This is a genomic window from Mesorhizobium sp. LNJC391B00, from assembly GCF_000502535.1.
Taxonomy (GTDB): Bacteria; Pseudomonadota; Alphaproteobacteria; order Rhizobiales; family Rhizobiaceae; genus Mesorhizobium.
The window spans coordinates 19,247-32,081 of the sequence record NZ_AYWI01000017.1 but is presented as its reverse complement, the minus strand read 5'-3'; the positions used below and the strand labels follow the sequence as shown (position 1 = coordinate 32,081).

The 12,835-nt window shown below is 62.1% G+C and carries 11 protein-coding genes and 1 pseudogene; 11 read left to right on the top strand and 1 reads right to left on the bottom strand.

What is annotated here, in order from left to right:
* Nucleotides 1-76 precede the first annotated feature (76 nt).
* The 11 genes and pseudogenes from X750_RS137490 (at nucleotide 77) to glpK (ending at nucleotide 12,228) form a co-directional block, all read left to right on the top strand.
* On the top strand, nucleotides 77-1,492 hold the full coding sequence (locus X750_RS137490; RefSeq protein ID WP_023748729.1) for a pyridoxal-dependent decarboxylase: 1,416 nt from the start codon (nucleotides 77-79) through the stop codon (nucleotides 1,490-1,492).
* A 14-nt stretch (nucleotides 1,493-1,506) separates the two neighbouring features.
* Nucleotides 1,507-1,953, top strand: a complete 447-nt coding sequence (locus X750_RS137495) for a hypothetical protein (RefSeq protein ID WP_023693406.1) — start codon at nucleotides 1,507-1,509, stop codon at nucleotides 1,951-1,953.
* 115 nt (nucleotides 1,954-2,068) lie between these two features.
* The gene (locus X750_RS137500; RefSeq protein WP_023706202.1) at nucleotides 2,069-2,836 is read left to right on the top strand and encodes a DeoR/GlpR family DNA-binding transcription regulator; all 768 of its coding nucleotides are present in this window, start codon (nucleotides 2,069-2,071) and stop codon (nucleotides 2,834-2,836) included.
* 117 nt (nucleotides 2,837-2,953) lie between these two features.
* Complete coding sequence (gene glpD / locus X750_RS137505) at nucleotides 2,954-4,474, top strand: glycerol-3-phosphate dehydrogenase (RefSeq protein ID WP_023748728.1); 1,521 nt, start codon at nucleotides 2,954-2,956, stop codon at nucleotides 4,472-4,474.
* A gap of 38 nt (nucleotides 4,475-4,512) precedes the next feature.
* Complete coding sequence (locus X750_RS137510) at nucleotides 4,513-5,592, top strand: ABC transporter ATP-binding protein (RefSeq protein ID WP_023684650.1); 1,080 nt, start codon at nucleotides 4,513-4,515, stop codon at nucleotides 5,590-5,592.
* Nucleotides 5,593-5,602: 10 nt separating this feature from the next.
* On the top strand, nucleotides 5,603-6,694 hold the full coding sequence (locus tag X750_RS137515; protein WP_023748727.1) for an ABC transporter ATP-binding protein: 1,092 nt from the start codon (nucleotides 5,603-5,605) through the stop codon (nucleotides 6,692-6,694).
* On the top strand, nucleotides 6,695-7,561 hold the full coding sequence (locus X750_RS137520; RefSeq protein WP_023670975.1) for a sugar ABC transporter permease: 867 nt from the start codon (nucleotides 6,695-6,697) through the stop codon (nucleotides 7,559-7,561).
* Between the two features lie 97 nt (nucleotides 7,562-7,658).
* Nucleotides 7,659-8,488, top strand: a pseudogene (locus X750_RS01000000163395) (carbohydrate ABC transporter permease).
* A gap of 67 nt (nucleotides 8,489-8,555) precedes the next feature.
* The gene (locus X750_RS137525) at nucleotides 8,556-8,843 is read left to right on the top strand and encodes a DUF2160 domain-containing protein (RefSeq protein ID WP_023670977.1); all 288 of its coding nucleotides are present in this window, start codon (nucleotides 8,556-8,558) and stop codon (nucleotides 8,841-8,843) included.
* 77 nt (nucleotides 8,844-8,920) lie between these two features.
* Entirely contained in the window at nucleotides 8,921-10,645 is a 1,725-nt protein-coding gene (locus X750_RS137530) for an ABC transporter substrate-binding protein (protein WP_023748726.1), read from the top strand.
* Between the two features lie 89 nt (nucleotides 10,646-10,734).
* Entirely contained in the window at nucleotides 10,735-12,228 is a 1,494-nt protein-coding gene (gene glpK / locus X750_RS137535) for a glycerol kinase GlpK (protein WP_023748725.1), read from the top strand.
* 91 nt (nucleotides 12,229-12,319) lie between these two features.
* Here glpK and X750_RS137540 read toward each other — a convergent pair whose 3' ends face one another.
* Nucleotides 12,320-12,820 (bottom strand): BA14K family protein, encoded by a 501-nt coding sequence (locus X750_RS137540; RefSeq protein ID WP_023724353.1) that lies wholly within the window; start codon nucleotides 12,818-12,820, stop codon nucleotides 12,320-12,322.
* Between the last annotated feature and the right edge of the window lie 15 nt (nucleotides 12,821-12,835).

Genomic DNA, 12,835 nt, shown 5'->3' with positions numbered 1-12,835 from the left:
GTCGCGGTTGCCTGTCTCTATTTAACATGTTAATCAAAATTCAAACGGCTGGCTGATCGGCGCGTCGGGAGGATCCATGGACAACGAGCAATTCCGCGACTGGTCGAGGCGCGCCGCCGAATGGGGCGCTGATTACCGCGCCGGCCTTCGCGATCGGCCCGTGCGACCTGCCATAGCGCCGGGCGAGATCTTCAGGAGCATCGAAGCTTCTCCGCCGGAGGCTGCGGAATCGATGGAGACGATCTTCGCCGATTTCGAAGCCAAGATCGTGCCCGGCATGACGCATTGGCAGCATCCGCGTTTCTTTGCTTATTTCCCGGCCAATGCAGCACCCGTCTCGGTGGTTGCCGAATATCTGGTCTCTGCGATGGCCGCGCAGTGCATGCTGTGGCAGACTTCGCCGGCGGCGACAGAGCTTGAGACGCGCATCGTCGACTGGATGCGCCAGGCGCTCGGCCTGCCCGAAGGCTTTTCCGGTGTGATCCAGGACTCCGCATCATCGGCGACGCTGGCCGCCGTGTTGACCATGCGCGAGCGCACGCTCGACTGGCAGGGCAACAAGAAGGGCCTTTCCGGGCAGGGCAGGCTGCGCGTCTATTCCTCCGACCAGGTGCACACCTCGATCGACCGCGCCATCTGGGTCGCCGGCATTGGCGAGGAAAACCTCGTCCGCATTCCCGTCGCCGGCACCTACCGCGCCATGGATACCGCGGCTTTGGAAGCGGCGATTGTTGCCGACCGCGCGGCCGGCCTATTGCCGGCCGGCATCATCGCGTGCGTCGGCGGCACCAGCACCGGCGGCACCGACGACATCGCTGAAGTGGCCGCGGTGGCCAAACGCCAGGGGCTCTATCTGCATATCGACGCCGCCTGGGCCGGATCGGCGATGATCTGTCCGGAATACCGGCATTTCTGGACCGGTGTCGAGGGCGCGGACTCGATCGTCTTCAACCCGCACAAATGGCTGGGCGCGCAATTCGACTGCTCGATCCAGTTCGTCCGCCAGCCGGAGGATCTCGTGCGCACGCTGGCGATCAAGCCGGACTATCTGAAAACTCGCGGCCATGACGGCATCATCAACTACTCCGAATGGTCGGTGCCTCTCGGCCGTCGCTTCCGGGCGCTGAAGCTGTGGTTCCTGCTGCGCGCCCATGGCCTCGAGGCGCTGCGCACCATGATCCGCAATCACGTCGCCTGGAGCGAAGGCATAGCCGGGCGCCTGGCCGAGGAGGAGGATTTCGAGCTCGCCAGCCAGCCGATGCTGTCGCTGTTCTCGTTCCGGCATCGCGCCGCATCCGGCATTGACTCCGACGAGCACAATTTGCGTCTGGTCGACGCCATCAACAATGACGGCCGTATCTACCTGACGCAGACGCGTGTCGATGGCCGGGTCGCCATCCGCTTCCAGGCAGGCCAGTTCGAGACAACCGCGGCCGATGTCGATACCGCCTTCACTGTCATCTGCGAGTGTGCAAGATCCCCGAAGGACTGACAGGGATTGCTCGGGTGGTTGCCGCCGCCGGGGCAAGCCAGCAAGGACTTGCGAGCAAGCATATGGCCGGAAGGGCCGAAGGGGTTAGCCAGAATCTGACGGGCGTCTGGAGCGGGCGCTATTTCTATCCGCGCGAACTGCCGCCGGTTTCCTTCGTTGCAACGCTGATCGAGACGGCAACCAGCTTGACGGGGATGACCCACGAACCGGCGGCGACCAGCACGGCAAGATACGCAAGCCTGCAGGGGCAGCGAGAGGGCAACGCCGTCTCCTTTACCAAGACATACGACAAGGCCGAATTGAAGGCGCACCCGATTCACTACAGCGGCATCATCAACGGTGATGCAACCGAGATCAAAGGCACTTGGCGAATCCCGGGATACTGGTCCGGCAATTTCCTGATGATCCGCTCGCCAGGTAAAGTCGCGGCTGTCACCCGCAAGGTGGCGGAGCGGGTCTGAGCCGTATCTGCCCGGTTCGCCTTTGCAATCATCGATATTTCATTAGCCGGCGTCTCCCTTTTCATTGCTTTCGTTTTCAGCTACAAACAAGAAAAACGAAAACGGGAGGTTCTCAGTGTATTTGTCGCCGCGCCATGCCGAGATCATCCAGATGGCGAAGGACCATGGCCGTGTGCTGGTCGATGACCTCGCCACGCATTTCAACGTGACGCCACAGACCATCCGCAAGGACCTCAACGATCTCTGCGATCAGCGGCTGCTGACGCGCATCCATGGCGGGGCCCTGTTCCCGTCCGGCATCGAAAACATGGAGTATGAGGCGCGCCGCAAGATTGCCGCCGACGAGAAGGAGGCCATCGGCCGCGCGGCGGCCAGGCTGATACCCGACAACGCCTCCCTGTTCATCAACATCGGCACCACGACCGAGTCGGTCAGCAAGGCGCTGCTCGACCATGCCGGGCTGATGGTCATCACCAATAATATCAATGTTGCCAACAGGATGCGCATCTATCCTTCGATCGAGGTGGTAATCGCCGGCGGCGTCGTGCGCGGCTCCGACGGCGGCGTTGTCGGCGAGGCCGCGGTCGATTTCATCAGGCAGTTCAAGGTCGACTATGCGGTGATCGGCGCCTCGGCCATCGACCATGACGGCGCGTTGCTCGATTTCGACTTTCGCGAAGTGAAAGTGGCGCAAGCCATCATCGCCAATGCCAGGCATGTCATCCTGGTGTCCGACCAGACCAAGTTCGAACGCACCGCGCCGGTTCGCATCGGCCATCTCTCGCAAGTCAACACCTTCATCACCGACCGTTGCGACATCCCGTCGGTGCGCAAGATCTGCGAGGAAGCGGAGGTTCAATTGATCGAAACGTCGCTCGGCTAAGCTATCGATCACGGTCCCGTTACATTTCGTTTGACATTCGTTCTTATTTCGAAATAATCCCGCTACGGTTTCGTAAAAACCTAAAAATGCTGCAATGCGAAATCGCGGGAGGGCTTTGTGGACGCAGTCCGTGACATCTTCGTCATCGGTGGCGGCATCAATGGCTGCGGCATCGCCCGCGACGCCGTTGGGCGGGGCTTTTCGGTATTTCTGGCCGAGATGAACGATCTTGCCAGCGGAACCTCCTCCGGCTCGACCAAGCTGATCCACGGCGGTCTGCGCTACCTCGAATTCTACGAGTTCCGGCTGGTGCGCGAGGCGCTGATGGAGCGCGAGGTTCTTTGGAAGAACGCGCCGCACATCATCTGGCCGATGCGCTTCGTGCTGCCCTATGCCAAGGGCCTGCGCCCGGCCTGGCTGATCCGGCTCGGCCTGTTCCTCTACGATCATATTGGTGGCCGCAAATTGCTGCCGGCGACCCGGACACTGGACATGTCCAAGGATCCGGCGGGCAAGCCGCTGAAGCCGCTGTTTCACAAGGCCTTCGAGTACTCGGACGGCTGGGTCAACGATGCCCGGCTGGTGGTGTTGAACGCGCGTGACGCCGCCGACCGCGGCGCCACCATCCGCACCCGCACGAAAGTCGTCGGGGCGCGGCGCGAAGGCGATCTATGGGCGATCCGCGTGGAAGACGTGCGGACGGGAGATGCCGACGAGGTCAAGGCCCGGCTGCTGGTCAATGCCGCCGGTCCATGGGTCGACCACGTCCTGTCGACCACCGTGGGCCAGAACGACGTGCACAATGTGCGCCTGGTGCAGGGCAGTCATATCGTCATCAAAAAGAAATTCGATGATCCGCGCGCCTACTTCTTCCAGAACAAGGACGGGCGCATCATCTTCGCCATCCCTTACGAGGAAGAATTTACGCTGATCGGCACCACCGATCGCGACTATCCCGGCGATCCGCATGACGTGAAGATCAGCGACACCGAGATCGACTATCTCTGCGCGGCGGCGAGCGAATATTTTGCTGTAGCCGTGACGCGCCCCGACATCGTCTGGACCTATTCGGCCGTGCGCCCGCTCTACGACGACGGCGCTTCGAAGGCGCAGGAAGCGACCCGCGACTATGTGTTGAAAGCCGATGGCGGCGAGGGCAAGGCGCCGATCGTCAACGCTTTCGGCGGCAAGATCACCACCTACCGCCGGCTGTCGGAATCGATGCTGGAAAAGATCGAAGGTTTTCTCGGCAAGCGCGGCAAGCCGTGGACGGCGAACGCGCCCTTGCCGGGCGGCGATTTCCCGGCCACCGGTTTCGACGTCCAGGTGGCGAAGCTGAAGAGCGCCTATCCTTTCCTCGACCAGCGCCTGGCGCGTCGGTTGACCAGGCTTTACGGCACGCGCGCGCAAGTGCTGCTCGGCCTCGCCAAGTCGAACGCCGATCTCGGCCGCAATTTCGGCGCCGATCTCTATGAGGCCGAGGTACGCTACCTCAGCGAAAACGAATGGGCGCTGACCGCCGAAGATGTATTGTGGCGTCGCACCAAGCGCGGTCTGCATCTCAGCCGCGAACAGGCCTCGGCGCTTGACGAATTCATGCGCGGCATCAGCCGGCGCCATGTCGCGGCAGCGGAATAGGGAAGGCGATTGATGCACAAAGCCTGGGAGGAGGCATCATGCTGGAACTGAGAAACGTGACGAAGATGGTCGGCGCGGTGGAGCATATCCGCGACGTGTCGCTGACGCTTCAGCACGGCTCGCTCAACGTTTTGCTCGGGCCGACACTGTCGGGCAAGACCAGCCTGATGCGGCTGATGGCCGGGCTCGACGTGCCGACCACCGGTTCAGTCTGGTTCGACGGCCAGAATGTCACCGGCATGCCGGTGCAGCAGCGCAAGATCGCCATGGTCTATCAGCAGTTCATCAACTACCCCGCGATGACCGTCTACGAGAACATCGCCTCGCCGTTGCGCGTCGCCGGCACCGACCAGGCCAAGATCGACAAGGAAGTCCGCAACGCGGCAGGGCTTCTGAAGCTCACACCCTATCTCGACCGCACGCCGCTCAGCCTGTCCGGCGGACAGCAGCAGCGTACGGCGCTGGCCCGCGCCATCGTCAAGAATGCCAGCCTGGTGCTGCTCGACGAGCCGCTCGCCAATCTCGACTACAAATTGCGCGAGGAGCTGCGCGCCGAACTGCCCAAGATATTTGCCGCCGCCGGCACCATTTTCGTCTACGCCACGACTGAGCCGCATGAAGCCTTGCTGCTCGGCGGCAATACGGCGACGCTGTCCGAGGGGCGGATCACCCAATTCGGGCCGACCATCGACGTCTTCCGCAAGCCGATCGACCTGGTGACGGCGAAAACCTTTGCCGATCCGCCGCTCAACACCATCGTGCTGGCCAAGAAGGGCCCGGATTTCCTGCTCGAGGGCGGCGTCAAGCTGCCGGTGCCGGCCGAACTCGCCGGCATTGCCGACGCCAATTACACGATCGGCTTTCAGCCGCATCATCTGTCGCTGGAGCGGCCCAACGCTGCCGCGGTGCCGGTGCGCGCCAAGGTGACGATCACCGAGATCACCGGCTCGGAAAGCTTCATCCACCTCGATTTTGCCGATGCGCGCTGGGTCATGCTGACCCACGGCATCCGCGATTTCGAGCCGGACGCCGAGATCGAGGTGTTTATCGATCCGCGCCACATCATGGTCTTCGACAGCAACGGCAGCGCCGTCGCCGCGCCGAAGCTTGCGGCCTGAGGGGGAAGAGATGGCGCGCATCGACGTCAACCATGTCAGGCACTCCTACCTGCCCAATCCGCAGAAGGATGCCGATTTTGCGCTGCGGGAAGTGCACCACACATTCGAGGATGGCGGCGCCTATGCGCTGCTTGGGCCCTCGGGTTGCGGCAAGACCACGCTGCTCAACATCATTTCGGGACTTCTGCACCCCTCGCACGGTGAGTTGTTGTTCAACGGCAAGGACGTCACCAATCTGTCGACGCAGGAGCGCAACATCGCGCAGGTGTTCCAGTTCCCGGTCATCTACGACACCATGACCGTTTACGACAATCTTGCCTTCCCGCTGCGCAATCGCGGCGTGCCGGAGGCCGATGTCGACCGCAAGGTGCGCGAGACGCTGGAGATGATCGACCTGGCGTCGTGGGCGAAGAAGAAGGCGAGGGGCCTGACCGCCGACCAGAAGCAGAAGATCTCGCTCGGCCGCGGCCTGGTGCGCTCGGATGTCAATGCCATCCTGTTCGACGAACCGCTGACGGTTATCGATCCGCACATGAAATGGGTGCTGCGATCGCAGTTGAAGCAACTGCACCGCCGCTTCGGCTACACCATGGTCTATGTCACCCATGACCAGACCGAGGCGCTGACCTTCGCCGACCAGGTCGTCGTCATGTATGATGGCGGCATCGTCCAGATCGGCACGCCGGCTGAATTGTTTGAGCGCCCGCGCCACACATTCGTCGGTTACTTCATCGGCTCGCCCGGCATGAACGTCATGCCGGTGGCGATCGACGGCAAGACTGCGACCATTGGCAGCCAGCGCATCGAGTTGCCCGGCGCGCCAAAGACCGCCGCTGGGAGCTCCGGCGCCATCGAACTCGGCATCCGCCCCGAATATGTCAGGCTCGGCCTCGAGGGCATGGCGGTTAAAATAAGCAAGGTCGAGGATCTCGGCCGCCACAAGGTGGTGCGCGCCAGCCTCGAAGGCCGCGAGATCGCTGCCGTCATCGGCGAGGACGAGAGCGTGCCGGCCGACCCAAAGGTTCGCTTCGATCCGGCCGGCATCAACATCTATGCCGATTCCTGGCTGGTTGAGATGGGGCGTGTCGAGATGGGGGCATAGATGGAAAAGACCTGGAACAACAAGGCCTGGTTCCTGGTGCTGCCGGTGCTGGTGCTGGTGGCGTTCTCGGCCGTCATTCCGCTGATGACGGTCGTCAACTATTCGGTGCAGGACACCTTCGGCAACAACGTCTTCTTCTGGGCAGGCACCCAGTGGTTCGAGGAACTGCTGTCGTCCAGCCGCTTCTGGGAAGCCATGGTGCGCAACCTGATCTTCTCCTTCATCATCCTGGCCATCGAAGTGCCGCTCGGCATCTTCATCGCGCTCAACATGCCGAAGAAGGGTTGGGGCGTGCCGGTCTGCCTGGTGCTTATGTCGTTGCCGCTGCTCATTCCGTGGAACGTCGTCGGCACCATCTGGCAGGTCTTCGGCCGCAACGACATCGGCCTGCTCGGCTACTACGTCAACGCGCTCGGCATCGACTACAATTACGTGCAGGATCCGTTCGACGCCTGGGTCACCATCATCATCATGGACGTCTGGCACTGGACCAGCCTTGTCGTGCTGCTCTGCTATGCCGGCCTGGTTTCGATCCCGGATGCCTTCTACCAGGCGGCCAAGATCGACGGCGCCTCGCGCTGGGCGGTGTTCCGTTATATCCAGCTGCCGAAGATGCAGCGTGTGCTTTTGATCGCCGTGCTGTTGCGCTTCATGGATAGCTTCATGATCTACACCGAGCCCTTCGTCGTCACCGGCGGCGGCCCCGGCAACTCGACCACCTTCCTGTCGATCGACCTCGTCAAGACCGCGCTCGGCCAGTTCGACCTCGGTCCGGCGGCCGCCATGTCGCTGGTCTACTTCCTGATCATCCTGTTGTTGTCGTGGGTGTTCTACACCGTGATGACCAACTACGACGCGGAGCGCTGAGATGAGCGGCGCCAACGAAAGAGCCGACAGAGTGAGCGAAACCACCGCTTCGGGAAAATTGGCGAGCACGCTTTCGCAGGATCAGGTCGCCCGGCTGATGCGCAAGCGCGGCGAGGAATCGCGCTGGTGGTGGATCGTGCCGACGATCTACATCATCGTGCTTCTGCNGTGCTTCTGCTGCCGATCTACTGGCTCATCAACATGAGCTTCAAGACCAATGCCGAGATCGTCTCCTCGCTGACGCTCTATCCGCATCAGCCTACGATCGCCAACTACGTCACCATCTTTACCGACGCCTCCTGGTATTCGGGCTACATCAATTCGATCACCTATGTGGTGATGAACATGGTGATCTCGGTGGCCGCAGCGCTGCCGGCGGCCTACGCCTTTTCGCGCTACCGCTTCCTCGGCGACAAGCATCTGTTCTTCTGGCTGCTGACCAACCGCATGGCGCCGCCGGCAGTGTTCGCGCTGCCGTTCTTCCAGCTCTATTCGGCTTTCGGCCTGATCGACACCCACATCGCTGTGGCGCTGGCGCACTGCCTGTTCAACGTGCCGCTGGCGGTGTGGATCCTCGAAGGCTTCATGTCGGGCGTGCCCAAAGAGATCGACGAAACAGCCTATATCGACGGCTACTCCTTCCCGCGCTTCTTCGTCAGGATATTCATGCCGCTGATCGCCAGTGGCATCGGTGTCGCCTGCTTCTTCTGCTTCATGTTCTCATGGGTCGAGCTTTTGATCGCTCGCACGCTGACGACCACCGATGCCAAGCCCATCGCCGCCACCATGACCCGCACCGTTTCGGCCGCCGGCATGGATTGGGGCCTGCTCGCTGCCGCCGGCGTGCTGACGCTGATCCCCGGCGCGCTCGTCATCTGGTTTGTCCGCAACTACATCGCCAAGGGCTTCGCCCTGGGGAGGGTGTGATGAAACAAAAGCACGGGTTCACCCTCACCACCACCGCCAAGGGCTTTGCCCTGGGGAGGGTGTCACCATGAATCTCGACCTCACCTGGATGGCGTGGACGTGGCCGACGGCGGCGTTCTTCGGCACCATTCTTCTACTGCTGTGCGGCATGGCGTTTTGGGAATTTGCCTCGCCGGGCGGCAATCCGCGCGTCGGCATCCTGCGCTTCGAGACGACGCGCGGCGACCGTCTTTTTCTGTCGCTGCTTGGCAGCGCCTTTATCCATCTCGCTTGGCTGGGTCTTGTCGGATCCAACCTGTGGTGGGCTCTCGCTCTCTCCGTGGTCTACGCCGTTGGCGTGTTCCGCTACGTATAGAGGGGGAAACTGTTGGAGCGACCGCGTGCCGGCGGCCGTTCCAGATCACACTTGAAACCTAAATGTGGAGGAAACCTATGCGACGGCAATTTTTAACATCAACTGCCCTTGTCCTGTTGCTCGGGGTAGGCAACGCCTACGCCGGAATGGATGAGGCCAAGGCGTTTCTGGACAAGGAAATCGGCCCGCTGTCGACGCTCGACCGCGCCGGCCAGGAAGCAGAAATGCAGTGGTTCATCGATGCCGCGAAGCCTTTCGCCGGCATGGACATCAAGGTCGTGTCCGAAACCATCGCCACCCACCAGTATGAATCGCAGGTGCTGGCGCCGGCCTTTACCGCCATCACCGGCATCAAGATCACGCATGACGTCATCCAGGAAGGCGACGTCGTCGAGAAGATCCAGACCCAGATGCAGACCGGCCAGAACCTTTATGACGGCTGGGTCAACGATTCCGACCTGATCGGCACCCACTGGCGCTACCAGCAGGTCCGCAACCTGACCGACTGGATGGCGGGCGAGGGCAAGGACGTTACCAATCCGAACCTCGACCTGAAGGATTTTATCGGCACCTCCTTCACCACCGCGCCGGACAAGAAGCTCTATCAGCTGCCCGACCAGCAGTTCGCCAACCTCTACTGGTTCCGTTACGACTGGTTCAACGACGAGAAGAACAAGGCCGACTTCAAGGCGAAATACGGCTACGACCTCGGCGTTCCCGTCAACTGGTCGGCCTATGAGGACATCGCCGAGTTCTTCACCGGCCGCGAGATCGACGGCAAGAAGGTCTATGGCCACATGGACTACGGCAAGAAGGACCCGTCGCTCGGCTGGCGGTTCACTGATGCCTGGCTGTCGATGGCCGGCAACGGCGACAAGGGTCTGCCGAACGGCCTGCCGGTCGACGAATGGGGCATCAAGGTCAACGAGAAATCACAGCCGGTCGGCTCCTGCACGGCGCGCGGCGGCGACACCAACGGCCCGGCTGCCGTCTACTCGATCCAGAAATACCTCGACTGGCTGAAGGCCTACGCTCCGGCCGAAGCCCAAGGCATGACCTTCTCCGAATCCGGCCCGGTGCCGGCACAGGGTGCGGTCGCGCAGCAGATATTCTGGTACACCGCCTTCACCGCTTCGATGGTCGACGCCGGCGCCAAGGCGGTGCTGAACGACGACGGAACGCCGAAGTGGCGCATGGCCCCGTCGCCGCATGGCGTCTACTGGAAGGACGGCATGAAGCTCGGCTATCAGGACGTGGGTTCCTGGACGCTGATGAAGTCGACGCCGACCGACCGCGCCAAGGCCGCCTGGCTCTACGCGCAGTTCGTGACCTCGAAGACGGTCGACGTGAAGAAGAGCCATGTCGGCTTGACCTTCATCCGCGAAAGCACGATCCACGACAAGAGCTTCACCGAACGTGCGCCGAAGCTCGGTGGTCTGATCGAGTTCTACCGCTCGCCGGCCCGCGTTCAGTGGTCGCCGACCGGCACCAACGTGCCCGATTATCCGAAGCTGGCACAGCTCTGGTGGCAGGCGATCGGCGATGCCTCGTCCGGCGCCAAGACGGCGCAGGAAGCCATGGACTCGCTCTGCGCCGAGCAGGAAAAAGTCATGACCCGCATCGAGAAGTCGGGCGTCCAGGGCGATATCGGCCCGAAGATGGCCGAAGAGCATGACCTCGCCTACTGGAACGCCGACGCGGTCAAGAACGGCAATCTCGCGCCTCAGCTGAAGATCGAGAACGAGAAGGAAAAGCCGATCACCATCAACTACGACGAACTGGTGAAGAGCTGGCAGAAGTAATCTTGGCGTACGCGCCAGGATCATAGTGAACGGGGAGGCGGCATCTTGCCGTCTCCCCTGTTTGTATAGGCGAGCTACCGGGAGGACTAATGACCGGATACATCCTTGCAATCGACCAGGGTACGACATCGACCAGGGCGATCCTGTTCGACGGCGCGATGAAGGTCGCCGGCAGCAAGCAGCAGGAATTCACGCAGCATTATCCTGCCTCCGGCTGGGTGGAGCATGATCCGGAAGAGATCTGGGCAAGCGTCGTCGCGACGATCAAAGGCGCGCTGAAGGCCGCCGGCCGCGAGGCCTCGGATGTGGCGGCGATCGGCATCACCAACCAGCGCGAAACCGTCGTCATCTGGGACAAGGCGACCGGCAAGCCGATCCACAATGCCATCGTCTGGCAGGACCGCCGCACCGCGCCGCTCTGCCAGAAGCTGAAGAAACACGGCCTGGAGAAAAAGTTCACCAGAAAAACCGGCCTGCTGCTCGATCCCTATTTCTCCGGCACCAAGATCGCCTGGATGCTGGACAAGGTGAACGGTGCGAGAAAGCGCGCCGAAAAGGGCGAACTGCTCGCCGGCACCATCGACAGTTTTTTGATCTGGCGGCTGACCGGCGGCAAGGTGCATGCGACAGATGCCACCAACGCCTCGCGCACGCTGGTCTACAACATCGAGAAAAATGTCTGGGACGACGAGCTGCTCTCCATCCTGCGCATCCCGGTGGCGATGCTGCCTGAGGTCAAGGATTGCGCCGACGACTACGGCGTGACGGAAAAAAGCCTGTTTGGCGCCGAAATCAAAATCCTTGGCGTGGCCGGCGATCAGCACGCAGCGACCATCGGCCAGGCCTGTTTCGAGCCAGGCATGATGAAATCGACCTATGGCACCGGCTGCTTTGCGCTGCTCAACACCGGCGCCGATCTGGTGCGCTCGAAGAACCGGCTGTTGACCACCATCGCCTATCGGCTGAACGGCAAGACTACCTATGCCTTGGAAGGCTCGATCTTCATCGCGGGTGCCGCCGTGCAATGGCTGCGCGACGGCATCAAGGTGATCGGCAAGGCCGAGCATAGCGGCGTTTTGGCGGCAACCGCCGACCCCACGCAGAACGTCTATCTGGTGCCGGCTTTCGTCGGTCTCGGCGCGCCGCATTGGGACGCCGAGGCGCGTGGCGCGATCTTCGGGCTGACCCGCAACTCTGGCCCGGCGGAGTTCGCCCGCGCGGCGCTGGAATCCGTCGCCTACCAGACGCGCGATCTCCTCGACGCAATGCGCAAGGACTGGAAGGGGGCGTCGGCCAAAACCGTGCTTCGCGTCGACGGCGGCATGGTGGCCTCCGACTGGACCATGCAGCGGCTGGCCGATATCCTCGATGCGCCGGTCGATCGCCCGACCATTCTGGAGACCACGGCGCTGGGCGCAGCGTGGCTTGCCGGCTCGAAGGCGGGTGTGTTGCCGAAGGCGAAGGATTTTGCCAGGAGTTGGGCGCTCGAGCGCCGCTTCAAGCCGGACATGGATGCCGACACCCGCTCGGCAAAACTGGCGGGTTGGCGCGACGCGGTGCGCCGGACATTGAGCGCGTCCTGATTTCGCACTTAAGACCAAGTCCGCGAAAAGACGAAGCCCGCGCCCGTTGCCGGCGCAGGCTCCGTCCTACCCTAACTTCGCCCTAAACACATCAATAGGGCGAATTACACTGCCGCCGAGGGCCGTAGTTGGGCTGGAATGTGTTGTCCGAGGCGCGGTAGGAGCGATAGCGGTCGTAGCACCACTGCACATGCGCATCGCCGCCGTAGACGCGGTTGTTCTCGCTGTTGACGATCGCACCGGTGATCAAGGCGCCGGTGGCGAAGGCAGCCAGCGGGAACCAGTAGTCGCCGTGACGGCGATAGCCGCGGTGATATTCGCGATAGCCGCGATGGCCATTCCAATAGCTGCCGCCATCATTGTTGCGCGAGAACTGGCGGCCTACGCGGAAATCGCGATTGCCGGAATTGCGGTTGCCGTGGCGCATCCACCGCCAGTTGTCATGACGAGAATCGCCCACATTCACGATGTCGGACGAAGTTGCTGATGACTGGGGCACGAACATCTGGGCGGCATTGGCCGGCATAGCGGCGGCCGCGGCAAACGAAATTGACAGGGTGGTCGCCAGTAGACCCGTTGCGATCTTGTTCATGATCTTCTCCTTGAA

What these genes read in the sequence shown, in the direction of transcription:
- X750_RS137530 (WP_023748726.1), top strand. Translation starts at nt 8,921, where the DNA reads ATGCGACGGCAATTTTTAACATCAACTGCCCTTGTCCTGTTGCTCGGG.
- X750_RS137520 (WP_023670975.1), top strand. Translation starts at nt 6,695, where the DNA reads ATGGAAAAGACCTGGAACAACAAGGCCTGGTTCCTGGTGCTGCCGGTG.
- glpK (WP_023748725.1), top strand. Translation starts at nt 10,735, where the DNA reads ATGACCGGATACATCCTTGCAATCGACCAGGGTACGACATCGACCAGG.
- X750_RS137510 (WP_023684650.1), top strand. Translation starts at nt 4,513, where the DNA reads ATGCTGGAACTGAGAAACGTGACGAAGATGGTCGGCGCGGTGGAGCAT.
- X750_RS137540 (WP_023724353.1), bottom strand. Translation starts at nt 12,820, where the DNA reads ATGAACAAGATCGCAACGGGTCTACTGGCGACCACCCTGTCAATTTCG.
- X750_RS137490 (WP_023748729.1), top strand. Translation starts at nt 77, where the DNA reads ATGGACAACGAGCAATTCCGCGACTGGTCGAGGCGCGCCGCCGAATGG.
- X750_RS137525 (WP_023670977.1), top strand. Translation starts at nt 8,556, where the DNA reads ATGAATCTCGACCTCACCTGGATGGCGTGGACGTGGCCGACGGCGGCG.
- X750_RS137515 (WP_023748727.1), top strand. Translation starts at nt 5,603, where the DNA reads ATGGCGCGCATCGACGTCAACCATGTCAGGCACTCCTACCTGCCCAAT.